Source organism: Bacillus cereus group sp. MYBK30-2 (assembly GCF_051915945.1).
GTDB classification, from domain to species: Bacteria; Bacillota; Bacilli; order Bacillales; family Bacillaceae_G; genus Bacillus_A; species Bacillus_A paramycoides.
This window is the reverse complement of record NZ_JBQAFR010000002.1, coordinates 225,142-242,047: the sequence shown is the minus strand read 5'-3', so window position 1 is coordinate 242,047 and position 16,906 is coordinate 225,142. Positions and strand designations below refer to the sequence as shown.

Here is a 16,906-nt window from a genome sequence, read left to right as displayed (position 1 = left end):
CAGAAGCTGAATTTTAATCAATTGTTGAGAAATATATATAAATATGGATATAAATAATTGAATCGTGTTATTTTTAGAATAATTAAAAAAGAAGGAGAGGGGATTCAATGAATATACAAATCACGGGTAATGAATTAATTACCAAGATGCTGAATGATTGGTACCAAGACATCAGAGCCCAACGCGTAAGTGAAGCGAAAAAATTAAAGGAAGAGATTGATAAAAAGCGTCATATTATCGAAGGAGATATAAATGTTTCGTTTCACTATTATCTTTTAGATTTTCGATATAAAGTGCTAATTGATGGTATAGGTATTTCAAAAAATTCTTTTGATAAAGTAGATTCGTTTCCTAAACCGAAGAATGAATTTTTGGAGTATTATTATTATTCGTTTAAAGCCATACATTCTACAATTCTCACAAATTATAGTGAAGCCAGTAACTATTTTGAAAAGGCGGAAGGATTACTAAAGCATATTCCAGATGAAATTGAACAAGCAGAGTTTAATTACAGAGTTTCTTCATTAAAATATCAAGTATATCAAGCATATTCAGCTATTGAATATGCTTCGAAAGCAAAGGATATCTTTGCAAAACATGCAGGGCACGAAATGAATGTAGCACTATGTGAAAATGTTTTGGGTTTATCTTTTTCAGAATTAAAACAGCATGAAAGGGCGGAGGAGTATATTGTTTCAGCATTAAATACATTGCAAAAAAATGATGCTGAAACGCTAGTTTTAAGAACAAGACATAATTTGGGATTATTGTATGCGAGTCAAAACCTTTCAGTTTTAGCTATTAGGCACTTATCAGAGGTTTCTAAAAAAATGCCAAATCATTATAAGGCTATTTTTATAGAGGCAGGAGAATATTATAAATTAGGAGAAATAGAAAAGGCAAAAGAGTTAATTGAAATTGGGTTGAGAGTTTGCAAAGAATTAAAAAATGATGAATATAGATATCATTTTTTAATTCTAAAGGAATTTTGTCAGTGTTTGAAAGCAGAAAACATAGAAAATATTATGCTTGAAAGTTTTTCTTACTTTGAAAGAGAAAATTTAACCGAATATATTTGTGAATATGCTGAAAAGCTGGCAATAGAGTTTCATAAAGAAGGCAATATAGAACAGGCTGAAAAGTATTTTTATAAGGCTTATGAAATAAGAAAAAGAATATTTGACAAAGGAGCGTTGAAATAATGAAAAAAATTGGATTAACTATTATGGGATTAGCAGTTGCTGGTGTTGTATCTTTGAGTATTGGAGGTGTCTTAGCTGAATCCAAACAAGCGGCACATGAAAATTTTTCAATATTAAAGTTTGACGCAAAACAATATGCTGCTCATGGAGATACGCCTGCACCTGCAAGACCAGATTTTTTAGTAGCAGAACGTGGATAAATATAGAATGAAAAATTTTGATTTAAAGGTGGACATTAAATAAGTTAACTTAAAAGGTGTTTTCAATATTGAAAACACCTTTTAAGTTTGTTATTAACAGTTGATATAATTAGAAACAGTGTTCTTAATTACAATCACGTCCCACAAAAAGTCCTATAAGGGCGATTTGTCGGCGCTGGAGGCGTGCAGTAATCCACGTGTTCTGGAGAATATTCATAAGGATTTGATAAAGCTTGAAGAAGTTTCTCCATTACGCTATAGTCTCCATCTTTAACGGCTGCTTCTAGTGCTTCTTCTACTCGGTGGTTTCGAGGGATGATTACTGGGTTGTTATTTTTCATCAACTTGTATGCATCATCTTTCGATTCTTTTTGTCTTTCTAATCGAGATTGCCATAGCTCGTACCATTCTTTAAATTCAGGGCTTTCAAATAAAGGTGCACTTTCTAATGTGTTGTCAGTTAATGAACGGAATGTGTTTGTATAATCTGCTTTATGTTTTTCCATCGTTTTTAAAAGTTTCTCAATAAGTGGTTGATCTTGTTCTTCGTTGCTAAATAGTCCTAATTTCTTCTTCATGCCGAGGAACCAATTGTTTTCGTACTGCGCGCTAAATTTTGAAATTTCATCTTGTGCAATTTTTAGTGCATCTTCTTCATCTTCGTGTAATACCGGTATTAAAGATTCAGCTAAACGAGCGAGATCCCAGGCAGCCATATATGGTTGATTTCCATATGCATAGCGGCCTTGTGTGTCAATAGAGCTAAAGACTGTTCCTTGGTCATAACTGTCCATAAATGCACAAGGACCATAATCAATCGTTTCACCGCTAATCGTTATATTGTCAGTGTTCATTACGCCGTGAATGAAGCCGACGAGCTGCCATTTTGCGATAAGGCTTGCTTGTTTTTTAATAACTTCTTGTAATAATGAAACGTATGGATTTTCATGAGATTCAACTTCTGGATAATGTCTTTTTATCGTATAATCAGCTAAAGCTTTGAGATCTTCGATTGAGCCGCGAGCTGCTGCGTATTGGAATGTTCCAACACGTATATGACTGCTTGCAACCCTAGTTAAAATCGCCCCAGGTAACTTTGTTTCACGATAGATTAGTTCGCCAGTTGAGACTACTGCTAAACTGCGAGTAGTTGGAATATCAAGTGCGTACATCGCTTCACTAATAATATACTCACGTAGCATAGGACCGAGCGCAGCACGGCCATCACCACGGCGTGAATATGGAGTAGGGCCAGAACCTTTCAACTGAATATCAAAACGTTCGCCTGAAGGAGTAATTTGTTCGCCGATTAAAAGAGCACGACCATCTCCTAACATGTTGAAATGGCCAAATTGGTGTCCAGCATACGCTTGAGCTAGTGGATGAGCTCCTTCTGGAATTGCATTACCAGCGAGAATGGCAATTTCAGCTTCCTTTTTTAGTTCCTCAGGATTAAAACCAAGAGATATTGTTAATGAATTGTTTAGTTTAACTAACTCCGGTGAGCTCACAGGAGTTGGGGGTATTTCTGTATAAAATGATTGTGGTAATGTAGCATAACTAGTTTCTAAATTCCAACCAGCTTCATTATTTTTAGTCATCTTATCTCCTCCTTTTTTTTATTTTTTAATTATGTATTTGTACTTATGTATTCTTTGTAAAGTTAACGAAAAGTATAATATGATATTTCCCCTTGAAATCTATTGTAAGGACTTCATTGCATTGTGTCTATTTAACAGCAAATACAAAAACTCCATTTTTCCAAAAGATTGATCAAAATGGAGTTTCTGTTACTATTCGTTATTTAGATAACTACATAGTAAACTTGCTTTGTTTAATTATTATTTGATTTTTATAATTATTTTTCCTTTTGCTCTTCCAGACTCCGAATATTCCATTGCTTTTTGAGCATCTTCAAAAGGAAAAACTCGATCGATTACAGGTTTGATTTTTCCAGATTCAATATAGTTTGCAATTATACGTAATTGATCCCCACTTGGCTTCATAAATAAAAATGAATACTGAGCATTATGCTTTTTTTCGAGTGAAGTAAGTTTATTGCTTGCTAATGAAAATAAGAGTGTTTTAAAAAATCCTGAACCAAATTCTTTACCGAATCGAGCATTCGGCATTCCTGAAACGGAAACAATTTTACCTCCGCTCTTTATAATATCGAATGATTTTTCAAGTGTTGTTCCTCCGATTGTATCAAATACCGCATCATAATTTTTTAGTATATCTTCAAATTTTTCTGTTTTGTAATTAATAATTTCATCTGCACCAAGAGACTTTACTAAATTCTCACCAGCCTCACTAGCAGTTGTTGTAACATGGGCACCCATTATTTTTGCTAACTGAATAGCAAAAGTGCCAACACCACCCGATCCAGCGTGAATTAAAATTTTTTGTCCTTTTTGTAATTGAATGATGTCATGTAAGGCCTGGTATGATGTTAATCCAACGAGTGGAATCGAAGCAGCTTCTTCAAAACTTAAATTTTTTGGTTTTAAGGCTATATCATTCTCATGAATGGCTATATATTCCGCAAAAGTACCGATTTTATCTTTTCTTGGCCGTGCATATATTTCATCACCAACTTTAAAATGATTCACTTTTGCTCCAACCTTTACGATGACACCGGAAAAGTCATTACCGAGGGTTAGAGGCATTTTATACTTAAGTAACATCTTCACTTTTCCATCGCGTATTTTAAAATCAATTGGGTTAATACTAGCTGCATGAATTTCTGCGAGCACCTCATACTCATTTATTTCAGGAGTGGGCATCTCTGTCATACGCATTGGGACTTTTCCGTACTTATCAATTATCATTGCTTTCATTTCTTATACCTCCGAATACCGTATCTTTTTTCAATAAAAGTTTTGCAATAGCTTCTCAATATCTAATACAAGATTTTTTAATAAACCTAATTTTGTACGTATATCAATATAATAAAAGTTTTTTGTACCTTCTTTTCGCATTAAAATAATACCGGCTTCTCGTAAAATCTTAAGGTGATGTGATACTGCTGGTCGAGAAAGGTGTGTTTGTTTAGTGATTTCTCCTACACGTAATCCTGTTTGACATTCCGTTTCCATTAAAACTAACAAAATAGCTTGACGTGTTTCATCACCAATTGCCACTAATACTTTTTGACAATCAATAAAATCTTCTTTAATAACATTTAATTGTTCTTGTTTATTCATTTAAATCACTTTACCTCCAATAATGAGTCGAAAGGTTTAAGATGATGAACCATTACATCGATACGGTAATGCTACATGATTGATGTATTCGATGCAATATTGAGAAAGAAAATCGAGACGAATCAAATTTTATGTGTTGAAAATTATAGGGGATAGAAAAGGGAATAGAAGGTTTACATACCACAATGGATGAAGTTTTAAAGAATAGAAAATGATCTAGTAATGCGTCTTCTATAGACGGTGAAAATTATAAAGGAGAAGGTATTGCTGAAACAATTAAACGGTCGTAACCCTATATGACCTATAGGGTTACGACCGTTTATAATGTTTTTATTATTTCCGATGTCTACGTCAGAAAATAGTTCGACGTAAAGTAGGTTCTTCTGTTTTATCCTTTAATACATATACAATTTTTATAATTGTATATGTATTAAAGGATAAAAGTAATTTGGGGCGTAATCTATCTATATGATAATTCAAAATGAAATATAAGTCTATATTTTTGTTGTTTTTTTGATTATATTTATGTCACTGAGCTCAGAAGAATATATGTGGAGGGAAAATGTATGAAATCGAAACATGTACCAGTTTTAATTGTTGGAGGGGGATTATCAGGATTATCGTCTGCATTATTTCTTGCAAAACATAACATTGATTATGTGCTTATTGAAAGGCATCCTTCTACTGCGATTCATCCGAAAGCGGGTGGAATCACATTTCGCACAATGGAATTATTTCGAGAATTAGGTCTAGAAAAAAGCATTAGATTAGCTGGTAAAGCATTAGAGAATTGTCACGGGAGAATCGCGGTTCAAACGATAGCTGAAGTAAATAATGAAGAGTTGGAACATATAAGGGCAATTCAGTTTGAAAATAATGAAAAATTAGTTCGTAAAGTGGAAGAGATTAGCCCCTCAAAACAAACTGCTTGTTATCAAGTTACTTTAGAAGAGATGATGTTACAGTACGCGAAAAAATTAGGCGGAGAACTATCTTTTTATCATGAACTAGTTTCTTTTGAACAAAATGAAAACGGAGTAATAGCAACTATTCGAGATCGAAAAACAGAAAAAGAGAGTATCATACAATGTGATTATGTAATCGCAGCAGATGGGGCGAAAAGTAAAATTCGTGAACAGTTAGGTATTTTAACCAAGGGCCGTGGTACAATCGGTGGTTATTATATGAACATATATTTTGAAGCGGATTTGAGTGAGTTTATTAAAGGAGACGCATTCGGTTTTACGATGATACTACATCCAGAAGTAATTGGTGCGCTTATTCCGGTCGATAACGTAAATAAATGGATTTATCATGTAGCTTATGATCCAGTAAAAGGAGAACGACCAGAGGATTTCTCTATAGAACGCTGTAAACAAATTATTCAAACTGCAATTGGAAGTATGGATATTAAGCCGGAAATATTAAGTGTTTTGCCGTGGGAAGCGAGTGAAAGTACAGCAGTAAAATTTCAGGACAATCGCATCTTTTTAGTTGGTGACTCGGCACATATTATGCCGCCAACAGGAGGATTCGGTTCAAATACAGGAATACAAGATGCGCATAATTTAGCTTGGAAATTAGCGGCTGTTTTAAAAGGGAAAGCAAACCCAAAATTGTTAGCAACGTATCATGAAGAGAGATATCCTGTTGCGAAATTAACGACGGACCATGCGAGTAGTATATTATTTCGTGCTGCGGGCAGAGATGAAAGTAATTTGAGTAATATGGATAGTTTAGCTGTTACTGCTGGGTATCAGTATTGTTCAAAGGCGATTATAGACGAATGTAATACTCTGCATAGAATGGATATAGTAGATTTGAATGGATGCCCGGGAACACGTGCGCCACACTTTTTTGGGATGTATGAAGGGAAGAAAGTTTCTATACTTGATCTATTCGGTAGCAACTTTGTGTTACTTACTGGAGCGGAGCCTAGTGCTTGGACTGAAGCTACAAATGTTGTTTCATCTCGATTAGGAGTAAAGATAAAAGTGTATCAGGTTGGTTTAACTGGTGATTTCATCGATCAAAGTAATAATTTTAGAAATTTATATGGGATAGAAAATGGAGGAGCGGTAGTAATAAGGCCAGATGGATTTATAGGATGGCGTACGGAAAACGAGGTATTAAAACCGAACGTATTACTTGAAGAGGCAATGAACAATTTATTATGTAATTTTTAAGTATTTAAGGAAGTGTCGTCTTACAGAAGACAACACTTCCTATTATATAAATAAAATGGACGGTGAGTAAAATGACAGAAAAAGCATTAACAAGAAATTAGAATCGATAAAAGTTTGTGAGACTGGTAAAGGCATATGCCAGTATTCACTGTTATAGAAAGCGGACGGAAACGCTTTAGTAGAGTCTTCAATTCTTTTTATAAGAGTTTTTGTTCTTCGTTTCATACCACGTATTTTTTTCGCGCATTGTTGATCATCTCCATAAATTTTTGTAATGCAGCTGAGTGAAAAATATCTTTTCGCGTAATAAAGGTAGTAGGAACCTTGTTAAAGTTATTTGGTAATATATTTAAAGATAAATCATGTTCGTAATTTTGAATAATGGATTTCGTCATAATAGCTGTACCCATACCTGATTTTACACAGGCAATTATTGCTTCAATTGTTCCAAACTCTAGTATTCTTTTAGGTGAAATCCCTTCTTCTTGAAGCCAGTTTTCTAATAGTTTTCTGTAATAACACCCTTGACTAAAAGCGAGTAAATTCATTTCGCCTAGCTCTTTAAGGGAAGATAAAGGGTTCTTGCTAATGAGAACTAATTCTTCCTCGTGAAATAAAATTGTATGAAGTTCAGTATGCTGAATATTTCCAGCGATAAGAGCCCCGTCCAGTTTTCGCTCTAAAACGAGCTGAGTTAATTGGTCTGTCGTATGTGTTTCTAAAATGAATTCGACTTCTGGAAACTTTTCATAATAAGTTGTTAATATAGAAGGGATGTGAACGGCCGTTGTAGATTCTGTACATCCGATTTTTAACGTGCCTTTTGGCTCGGTTCCGTTACTTTGGACAGCTTTAATGGATTGATCCATTAAGTGGATGATTTGTTTTGCGTATGTTAATAAAATTTCCCCGTTAGAAGTTAAAATAACGCCTTTGCCATTTCGATAAAATAATGGTACGCCTAATTCGCTTTCTAGTTGTTTTATGCGCATCGTTACACCTGATTGTACATAGCTTAAGTTTTTAGCAGCGTGAGATATATTACCTTCTTTCGCTACTTCGTAAAAAACAGATAAATCTTTTATGTCCATTTATAATCCCTCCGAAAAAGGTATCAATTTTTTTGATGGATTTCATTAATATTGTTTATTTTACATGATATCAGAACCTTCATACAATGAAAGAGATATGGGGGGGGATAATGTTGCTAAGTGAAGAAAAAATTGAAAAACACAGTAGTTCTAATAAATGGATCATGCTAATTCTTGCAACAGTAGTTCAGGCGACATCCACGCTTATAACGTATGGTGTTGGGGCTTTCGCGTTGTTTTGGAAACAAAAATATGCACTTTCGAATATGCAAGTTGGTTTGTTAATAAGTGCTGTGAATATCGGTCCGCTGTTTTGTATGCTTTTTGTTGGAAGAATGCTTGATCGATATAACGAAAGAATATTAATTGGAGCGAGTTCTATATTACTTGGAGGGGCACTTTTACTTGCTCATACGGCAAGGGGATTTATTGGGCTATTATTTGTCCTTCTTTTAATAGGGACTTTTTATAGCGTATCCCAGCCAGGGGGAAGTAAAGTAATCTTGAAATGGTTTCCGAAAGAAATACGCGGATTAGCTATGGGAATAAGGCAAGCAGGTATACCGATTGGCGGAGCATTAGCAGGAGTAATAATCCCTTTGTTTACAATTAAATATAGTTTAGCTTATACGATAAATGTTATTGCAACTATATGTATAGTAGGTGGCTTATTGTTTTTTTTATTTTATAAGGAATCGTACGCCGGTGAACAGACTAGTCGAGAAAATGGAAGGTTTTCTTTTTTGACGCAGTTAAAAAAAGTGATAGGTAAAAAAGAGCTGTATCCAATTTTCATAACAGGGGTTTGTATGATTTCATTGCAAATGGTGTTAGTCGGACATTTTATGAAATTTTTAGCTGTTGAAAAATCGATCACACCTATTCTTGCGGGGCAAGTATTTTCAATTATGCTAGTTGCAGGAATGATAGGCCGAATTATATTAGCTACAATAAGTGATACATATTACAAAGGGGATCGTCGTACACCGTTGTTTATATGTGTATGTATTTCTTTTTGCTTAATTTTAGTTGTTGTAATGAGTATTCACACAATGACACTTGGAGCATTATTTGTAGTAAGTGGAATGTTAGGGTTCTTTGCAATCGGTTGGTTTAGTCTTTTTATGGTCGAAGTAGCTGAGTCTGCAAGTGAGAAATCGGTAGGCCTGACAGTGAGTTTTGCGCTTACGCTTAATCAAATTGCTATTATCTGTACGCCTGCTTTCTTTGGGTATATTGTAGATGGAAAAGGGTACACATATGCATGGCTAAGTATAGCTGTATTACTAAGTATTGCAGCGGTGAGTTTATGTAAAAGAAAAAATTAAAATGTAAATTTTTTATGAAGAAAATCTAAAGAAATGTCATGTGACTGACATTTCTAAATTGATATGCTGTATAATCAATTTAGAAATGAGATTCGATTTCAATTATGTTCATTTCCTCTTTTGAAATTGCCGGTAATTTTAGCCATAATAAGTTGTTTTTCGTTTTCGTTATTTGCTCGATTTATTTTGTGCAAAAATTTTTCAGCGTGATTTCCTTTTAAAGTCATAATTAGTTTTCCGCAATATTCAATTAAAACCATGTTATTTTTAGTTACTCGATAATGAAACATCATATCGCCTAAACGATTGCGTTTATCAGTATTTTTCAAATCTGCACCTCCACTTTTGCTAATGTGTAACAAATGTTACATAAGAAATTGAAATTCAAGTTAGATGTATCCGATTGTAAGGTGGAAATTTTGTAAAAAAGAAATACAATAGAGAGTAGTCAAAATTTGAATGTGAGAAAAAGGAATCTAGTTTAATATGATGAATATTAGATAGATGGTATAATTATAAAATGTTTAGAGATTAATAGATATAGAATAAGAATAGAATGGAAAAGTATAACGTGAAACTGGATAAAAGAGGGTCCCTATATGTGTAAGAAATGGCTAATTGCTTTCTTTATTTTTGCTATTTTTTGTGGGAGTGTCGCTGCACTCATACATGCAAATATAGATAAGAAATATAATTTGAAGGCATTTTCAAATTTTGAGAATAAGACTGAAAATGATAAACCGAAAGTCGATGCAAATCAGCAAAAACGTTATGAGATTGCAGCAGCAAAACTAGATCAATATTTAAAAGATAAAGGATTTAATGGAACGGTCCTTGTAGCTGATAAAAATAATGTAGTTTTACGAAAAGGATATGGATATGCGAATGTAAAAGATCAAATTTTTACAACGCCAAGAACAAAATATCGCATCGGTTCCATTACAAAAACAGTAGTTGCAATATCTATATTGCAGCTAAGAGAAAAAGGAAAATTAAATATAGAAGATAATGTGAATAAATATATTCCGTCCTTTCCAGCAGATAAAAATATTACATTGAGAAATTTGCTAACGCATACTTCGGGATTACCTGAGCAGGGACAAGGTAGAGTTGAGGCAGCATCACGTTTAAAGTTAGTAACTTGGATTGGATCTCAAAAGCTTGAATTTCCTGCCGGTACAGGATGGAGATATACAGACTATAATTATATGGTGCTTGCGTATATTGTGGAAAAGATATCGAATAAACCGCTCGCTGAATATGTGAATGAAAACATTTTTACTCCTGTTGGGATGCATGAATCTGGGATGGGTGCAACGTTGCCTGGAGATATGTTTTTAGCAGAAGGTTATACGAAAAAAAATAATGAGTTAGTAACAACGCCTCGCTTAAAAATGAGTTGGTTATATGGTTGTGGTGAAATGTATACAACGGTTGATGATATGAAAAGGTTAGATGAGGCAATTATAGATGGTAAATTACTTTCTAAACAAAGCTTATCAGATATGTTTACTGTATCACCAGCTAGAAAATATGGATTTAGTTTTTACATTTACCCAGACTATAATCATAATCACGGGGTGTTAGCTGGCTGGAACACTTTTAATAATTTTAATGGGGATAAACGAACTTTTGTAATTCTTTTCTCAAACGTACAAAATGGAATGAACGATGCATTTAATCAAGAATTTAGAAAGATGGCAAAAGATTTGTTAGCAGCAAACTAAGTGTTTAATATGTAATAGAAATGAAAAAAGGTAGTAGCTATATAATGAAAAATCGGTATGGACAATTGTCCATACCGATTTTTTATTTAGGTCGTTATTAAGAAGTTACATCATATAAAAGCTAGATGTGTGGAATATTATGTCAGATGTAAAAAATGTTGTTTTATATTGAAAAAAAGCTTGAGCTTCACACTATGTGAAGCTTTACATTGTTGTAGAGAAAATTAGGAGGTTTAGAAATGAAAAAAATAGTAACGCTTTGTTTGGTAGCGGCTCTATCCGCATCAATTATTGGTGGGTGTGCTCAGGAAAAAGGTAATGAGAATACAAAGGGGAAAGGTAGTGGGAAGGTAGAGGCGCAAGAAAAAATAGGGAAATATACAATGCCGGACGAAAAAAGCAAGCATGAGGGCACATGGCTGCAATGGCCACATGATTACACATATGGACAGGAGTATAAAAAAGAAGTAGAACCTATTTGGATTGAAATGGTAAGTGCATTAACTGAAGGTGAAAAAGTTCACATTGTTGCATATGATCAAGAAGAAAAAGAAAGAATCAATCAACTTTTAACAGATGAAGGGCTGAATATGGAGAAAATTGATTTTTTTATCGCTCCTACTGATGATGTATGGACAAGAGATAGCGGGCCAATTTTTGTTTATGACAACAATAAAAATTTAAAAATATTGGATCCAGGATTTAATGGTTGGGGGAAGAAAACGCCTTATAAAAATGATGCCCGTATTCGTGAAAACCTTAGTAAACAATTAGGGGTGGAAAGAATTGATTGGCATAAATTTGTACTTGAAGGCGGGGCAATTGAATTAGACGGTAACGGTACGGCTTTATTAACTAGAAGCGCTGTAACGAATAAAAACAGAAACTCGAAATTATCAGAAGCGGAAATTGAGAAATATATTAGTGAACTTGGAGTAACGAATTTTATTTGGTTAGACGGGGTACCAAACATAGATATTACTGATTTTCATATTGATGGATTTGCAAAATTTCACGATAAATCTACCATTATAACGCTGGCTGAAGATGATTTGGTGGAATGGGGATTGTCAAATAAAGATATTGATACATTGATGCGTGCAAAAAATGCTGCAGGTGGGAAATATAAATATGTATACCTGCCGCTAAGTAAAAATAAGGTTACGTTAGAAAGTGGGAAAACTCTCGATTATAAGGGGTCATATGTGAATTATTATATTGGGAATAAAGTTGTGTTGGTGCCTAATTATAATGATCCAAATGACAAAATAGCAAATGAAACCATTCAAAAACTATATCCTGATCGTAAAGTAGTAGGTATTGATGTGAGAGAACTTTATAAAAATGGCGGTATGATACATTGTATTACACAACAACAACCCGTTAGTTTGAAGTAATAAATGGGAGTTTAATCATAGGCAAAATAGATAACGTGGTATCTATTTTGCCTTGTTTTATTTTCTGTAACAAAGTTTCTATGAATTTATAATTACATCTTTGTTTTTTAGTTTTTATTAAATAAAAATTTATTATAAAAAAGTCTGTCAAGAGTCAATTTATCGCTCAACCACGGCTTTATATTTTTTATATAAATATATAATATTACCCCGTGCTATAATCCATTCATGAAATGTGCACGTTTCAAAAAAACAAGTAAGCATAGGAGATTTGAATAGAGGGATAGCAGTTTTTATCGTGATAAAGACGTTTTTCTAATTAATCATAAAAAGTGAGGGGAACAATATGGAGCACATACAGGGCGGGATTATTTTTACTGCAATACCAGATAAATCGAATGAATATTATCGACCATTTTATGAAGATCTTATTTATTTTAATGAGAACTTAAATGAAAATAAAGCATATACAGATCAACTTATATCTTTATCTATTGAAGAACAAGAATTTCATACAAGCCATTTTGAGTATGACGATATTTGGCTGAGAGATGTTGCACCAGTTGTAACAAATCACCTTGTTAAATTTAAATATCAACCAAATTACTTACCAAAAAATCAAGGACAATATTTAAATCAACAATTTAATAAGTGGTTAGGAGAAAATGACTTTAAATATGTGACATCCCCATTGATATTAGACGGCGGAAATCTTATTTGGAATAAAAAAGATACTGTTATACTAACGGAACGCATATTTGATGATAATTATGATTGGACGGAAGAAGAGATTATAGAGCAATTGGAATGGGATTTAGATGTCAGTCGTGTTATTATCATTCCTGCTGAACCGGGAGATGTACTTGCTCATGCGGATGGTATGGTGAAATTTATTGATGATCATACAATGTTTATTAGTGATTTTCTAGGGGATCATGAATTTAGGCATAGCGTTCAAGAAATCATTCAAGAACAAATGCCAGAAGCTGAATTTATAGTTGTTCCTTCCTCATATACAGAGAAAGGGCAATATGATCAAGAGATAGCATCAGCAAAAGGTTTATATATAAATATGTTAGAAACAAATGATACTATTTATGTTCCTAAGTTTGGATTAGCTAGGGATAAAGAAGTATTTCAATATATTCAAAAACATACTGATAAACATGTCATTCAAGTTCATGTAGGAGAGATATCAACAATGGGAGGAGTCATTAATTGTTTAACGTGGTATTGTCCTAATCATTTGTTACCTTCAAAAATAAAAAGATTGAAGAATCAAAATGAAGAATTTTCAATTAGGAAATTTTTTGATTGGTTTTAATACATGTTTACAGGTGTACTTGCTTAAAAGGGTAGAAGGTGTTTATAGGCTTATAAAAGATAAAGTATTAAAGGAGCATGTATATGTACACAATCACTGGATTTTCTCGGATTTGTAAAATGAGTACGCGGATGTTAAGACATTATGACCAAGAGGAGATATTAAAACCGGCATATGTTAATCCGGTAAATGGATATAGATATTATGAGCAGGAGCAATTAGAAGTAGCGTTAAGAATTAAAAAATTAAGAGAGTATAAGTTTCCTCTCTCGAAAATTAAAATAATTCTTCAGTCATCAGATCAAGATTCATTTATTAAACATATGCGATCGCAAATTATAGAGTTGTCTCATGAAGTGAAACAACACTTACAGGTTATTTCTGAAATGAATGAAATGATAAATATGAATAGAGATTTACATGCAATTCAGCATAGAACATACGATATATTCATTGGAATGAGAGGAGAAATAACTGTAATTACTCAAAGGTTACAAATCGATATAAATGATATGGACGACTATTTTCATTCTTTATATGAAAAAGTACAAATGAATTGTTTTACAGTAATCGGTTCACCTTCTGCTGTATTCTACGATGAAGAGTATATTCCAAATCGCAGTGATATTGAATTAAGAATTCCGATTATGTATGAGAACAATGAAGAATCTTCCCGAGAATGTGAGATGAAAAAGCTAGTAGAGCATCAAACTGTTACTACGATGCATTATGGAAGTTATGATTATATAGGCTACGGTTATATGGCATTAGAAGAGTGGATTGAAAAGAATGGTTATATAACTGATGCGCCGCCATATGAAGTGTATGTAAAAGGGCCTGAATGTGAATGTTCAGTAGAGGAGTATGTGACGCAAATTTGCATTCCAGTTACTAAAATGTAATCCGAATAATAGTTGACCTTAACACTATGTCAAAGTATAGACTGGACGTACATTCATAGAAGGGGTGAACAAGTATGGGAAATATAGAAAGTAGTTTGTTTTATATGCCTGCGGAATGGGAAAAACATGAGGGGACATGGATCCAATGGCCTCATGATAGAACTCATAGAGGTGAAGGTTACAGAGCTAAGTTAGATGATATTTGGGTAACGATGGCAAAGGAGCTTCATTATGGAGAGAATGTGCATATTGTTGTATATAATTTGGAAACGAAGTTGTATTGGTCCCTATATACGGTGATGAACATGCCAGGTTAGGACTTCGAATTATTGAAGGGCAATTTCCAGGTAGAAGAATTGTTGGTATTAATGTAAATGAATTGTATGCGTATGGTGGCATGATTCACTGTGTAACGCAACAGCACTTGGAATAAAGTGAGTGGTTTAAATGAAAAAGAATGCAGAGTATATCTGCATTCTTTTTTTCTATAATGCTGAAAATTCTTCAACTAGTGTATTGAAGCGAATTAATGCACTTTCAATTGGTTCTGGCGTTGTTAAATCTACACCAGTTTTCTTTAAAAGATTTAGTGGGTAGTCTGAACTGCCACCTTTAAGGAATTCGATATAGTTTTTCTGAACATCTGGGTCACCGCTTAAAAGTTTATCAGCAATTTGGATTGCAGAAGCAAATCCAGTTGCGTATTTGTACACGTAAAATGGACGATAGAAATGTGGTATTCTAGCCCAGCCGTATTTTACTTCTTCGTCAAATACGAGGGAGTCGCCATTATATTCTCTAAATAAGTTTTCATAAACTTCGCTAAAGACTTGTGCGTTTAATGGTTTACCTTGCTGAGCCATTTCATGTGTGATTTTTTCAAACTCTGCGAACATGATTTGTGTAAAGAAGGTACCTTTAAATTTCTCGATGAAATGATTTACTAAATGATTACGTACATCCGTATTTTTTGCTTCTTTTAATAAATGATGAATTAATAGCACTTCATTTACTGTAGAAGCGACTTCTGCGACAAAAATGGAATAGTGTGCGGAAATTCTTGGTTGGTAACCGTGTGAGTAGTGCGTATGCATACCGTGACCACATTCATGAGTAAGGGTGAAAAGGCTATTTAAATCATCGTGATGATTTAAAAGAATGAAAGGATGGACACCGTATACACCAAAGTTATAAGCACCAGAACGTTTTCCTGGTGTTTCTCTCACGTCTATATATCGCTTATCTTTAAAGCCTTTTAATGTTTCAATATATTCTTCACCTAAAGGAGCTAGTGACGCGATCATTATGTCAAACGCTTCGTCATATGGAATATCTTGTTTTACACCTTTTACTAAATCAACGCTTAAGTCGTATTGTCTTAGTTCATCTACGTTTAATTTTTCTTTGCGCAAATGATTATAAGTATGTAGTGATTGAATATTTTTTTTTGTTGTATCGATTAAATTTTCATAAACTTCTTTCGGAACCATATCGCCAAATAATGATTTTTCTAAAGCGGATGGATAGTTTCTTAGCTTTGAAACAGTAACATTATTTTTAATAGCTGCGGATAAAGTAGAAGCAATGGAGTTCTTTAACTGAACATATGGTTTGTAATACGCTTTATAAGCTTCTTTACGTTTCTCACGATTCTCATCTTCTATTAGCTTTGAATACATTCCACGCGTTAAATTTACTTTCTCTCCATCATCAGTCGTCACTTCACCAAATATTATATCTGCATTATTTAACATACCAAATGTATGCTGCGGAGAGGAAAGTGCTTCACCCATTTGTGATAAAATTTCTTCTTGGTCCTTATTTAAAACGTGTTTTTTATAACGGTATAATTCGAATAAATCTTCTTTATAATATTGTAAGCCTTCTGTTTCTTCTATGTAAGAATGTAATGTGTTTTCATCTACACTAAGTAAGAATGGAGAAAAGAAAGATTTAGCCGCACTTACTTTTACGTGTAACTGTGATACTTTATCGACAAGAGCTTGGGAGGCAGTATCACGTGTATCAAGGTCAGATTGTAGTCTTGCATAAGCAAACATTATTGATAAAATACTAGATATTTCTTCACTTTTTGTTAAGTAAGCAAGTAGGCTACTGCCATCATGAATATTTCCATTAAACTCGTTCAATTCATTTGTTAATACTTCAATTTTGTTATAATCACTTTCCCAATCTTCAATTGTATGGTAAATATCCGTTAAATCCCATTTTTCTTTATCAGCTACTTGTAATCGATCTTTAAGTTCTGTCATAATCATTTCCTTTCTAGATATGTAGTTATATTCCTATATAACTATGAAATACAACAAATTGCAAAAAATC

At 33.4% G+C, this 16,906-nt stretch carries 15 protein-coding genes and 2 pseudogenes; 10 read left to right on the top strand and 7 right to left on the bottom strand.

The window, feature by feature from the left end; translation table 11 throughout:
• The first annotated feature begins 107 nt into the window (after positions 1-107).
• Both ACTFQM_RS12790 and ACTFQM_RS12785 read left to right on the top strand, forming a co-directional pair.
• Positions 108-1,202, top strand: coding sequence for a tetratricopeptide repeat protein (locus ACTFQM_RS12790; protein WP_440034648.1), 1,095 nt, complete (start codon positions 108-110; stop codon positions 1,200-1,202).
• Complete coding sequence (locus ACTFQM_RS12785) at positions 1,202-1,402, top strand: hypothetical protein (RefSeq protein WP_265622652.1); 201 nt, start codon at positions 1,202-1,204, stop codon at positions 1,400-1,402. The genes ACTFQM_RS12790 and ACTFQM_RS12785 overlap by 1 nt, the downstream gene beginning before the upstream one ends.
• A 134-nt stretch (positions 1,403-1,536) precedes the next feature.
• On the opposite strand, the gene ACTFQM_RS12780 is transcribed toward ACTFQM_RS12785, so the two are convergent.
• The 3 genes from ACTFQM_RS12780 to ACTFQM_RS12770 all read right to left on the bottom strand — a co-directional run bounded on the left by ACTFQM_RS12780 (position 1,537) and on the right by ACTFQM_RS12770 (position 4,608).
• Positions 1,537-3,003 carry a protein adenylyltransferase SelO gene (locus ACTFQM_RS12780; RefSeq protein WP_440034645.1) on the bottom strand — a complete coding sequence of 489 codons (1,467 nt, stop codon included), beginning with the start codon at positions 3,001-3,003 and terminating at the stop codon, positions 1,537-1,539.
• A 240-nt stretch (positions 3,004-3,243) separates the two neighbouring features.
• Complete coding sequence (locus tag ACTFQM_RS12775) at positions 3,244-4,242, bottom strand: NADP-dependent oxidoreductase (RefSeq protein WP_440034643.1); 999 nt, start codon at positions 4,240-4,242, stop codon at positions 3,244-3,246.
• 30 nt (positions 4,243-4,272) lie between these two features.
• Positions 4,273-4,608 carry an ArsR/SmtB family transcription factor gene (locus ACTFQM_RS12770; protein WP_025148134.1) on the bottom strand — a complete coding sequence of 112 codons (336 nt, stop codon included), beginning with the start codon at positions 4,606-4,608 and terminating at the stop codon, positions 4,273-4,275.
• Positions 4,609-5,174: 566 nt separating this feature from the next.
• Between ACTFQM_RS12770 and ACTFQM_RS12765 the strand changes: the two genes are divergently transcribed.
• A complete protein-coding gene (locus ACTFQM_RS12765) occupies positions 5,175-6,794 on the top strand; it encodes an FAD-dependent oxidoreductase (RefSeq protein ID WP_440034639.1) in 1,620 nt (539 codons plus the stop codon).
• Positions 6,795-6,890: 96 nt separating this feature from the next.
• Here the strand turns inward: ACTFQM_RS12765 and ACTFQM_RS12760 are convergent.
• Together ACTFQM_RS12760 and ACTFQM_RS12755 are read right to left on the bottom strand one after the other, a co-directional pair.
• Positions 6,891-7,019 (bottom strand): annotated as a pseudogene (locus tag ACTFQM_RS12760) (DUF3916 domain-containing protein); the annotation flags it as partial.
• On the bottom strand, positions 7,016-7,885 hold the full coding sequence (locus ACTFQM_RS12755) for a LysR family transcriptional regulator (protein ID WP_440034637.1): 870 nt from the start codon (positions 7,883-7,885) through the stop codon (positions 7,016-7,018). The pseudogene ACTFQM_RS12760 and the gene ACTFQM_RS12755, both read right to left, overlap by 4 nt.
• A gap of 113 nt (positions 7,886-7,998) precedes the next feature.
• On the opposite strand from ACTFQM_RS12755, the gene ACTFQM_RS12750 reads away from it, so the two are divergent.
• On the top strand, positions 7,999-9,213 hold the full coding sequence (locus tag ACTFQM_RS12750) for an MFS transporter (protein ID WP_440035773.1): 1,215 nt from the start codon (positions 7,999-8,001) through the stop codon (positions 9,211-9,213).
• Positions 9,214-9,311: 98 nt separating this feature from the next.
• Here ACTFQM_RS12750 and ACTFQM_RS12745 read toward each other — a convergent pair whose 3' ends face one another.
• Complete coding sequence (locus ACTFQM_RS12745) at positions 9,312-9,542, bottom strand: hypothetical protein (protein ID WP_440034635.1); 231 nt, start codon at positions 9,540-9,542, stop codon at positions 9,312-9,314.
• 270 nt (positions 9,543-9,812) lie between these two features.
• Here ACTFQM_RS12745 and ACTFQM_RS12740 point away from each other — a divergent pair, with 270 nt between their 5' ends.
• The 6 genes and pseudogenes from ACTFQM_RS12740 to ACTFQM_RS12715 all read left to right on the top strand — a co-directional run bounded on the left by ACTFQM_RS12740 (position 9,813) and on the right by ACTFQM_RS12715 (position 14,996).
• Positions 9,813-10,940, top strand: coding sequence for a serine hydrolase domain-containing protein (locus tag ACTFQM_RS12740; protein WP_440034633.1), 1,128 nt, complete (start codon positions 9,813-9,815; stop codon positions 10,938-10,940).
• Positions 10,941-11,179: 239 nt separating this feature from the next.
• Positions 11,180-12,337, top strand: coding sequence for an agmatine deiminase family protein (locus tag ACTFQM_RS12735; protein ID WP_440034631.1), 1,158 nt, complete (start codon positions 11,180-11,182; stop codon positions 12,335-12,337).
• 346 nt (positions 12,338-12,683) lie between these two features.
• On the top strand, positions 12,684-13,661 hold the full coding sequence (locus tag ACTFQM_RS12730; RefSeq protein ID WP_440034630.1) for an agmatine deiminase family protein: 978 nt from the start codon (positions 12,684-12,686) through the stop codon (positions 13,659-13,661).
• 83 nt (positions 13,662-13,744) lie between these two features.
• Positions 13,745-14,563 (top strand): MerR family transcriptional regulator, encoded by an 819-nt coding sequence (locus ACTFQM_RS12725; RefSeq protein WP_440034629.1) that lies wholly within the window; start codon positions 13,745-13,747, stop codon positions 14,561-14,563.
• 74 nt (positions 14,564-14,637) lie between these two features.
• Positions 14,638-14,844, top strand: a pseudogene (locus tag ACTFQM_RS12720) (agmatine deiminase family protein); the annotation flags it as partial.
• On the top strand, positions 14,844-14,996 hold the full coding sequence (locus ACTFQM_RS12715) for an agmatine deiminase family protein (RefSeq protein ID WP_440034627.1): 153 nt from the start codon (positions 14,844-14,846) through the stop codon (positions 14,994-14,996). The pseudogene ACTFQM_RS12720 and the gene ACTFQM_RS12715, both read left to right, overlap by 1 nt.
• 52 nt (positions 14,997-15,048) lie before the next feature.
• On the opposite strand, the gene pepF is transcribed toward ACTFQM_RS12715, so the two are convergent.
• Positions 15,049-16,836 carry an oligoendopeptidase F gene (gene pepF / locus ACTFQM_RS12710; protein WP_440034625.1) on the bottom strand — a complete coding sequence of 596 codons (1,788 nt, stop codon included), beginning with the start codon at positions 16,834-16,836 and terminating at the stop codon, positions 15,049-15,051.
• Positions 16,837-16,906: the final 70 nt, after the last annotated feature.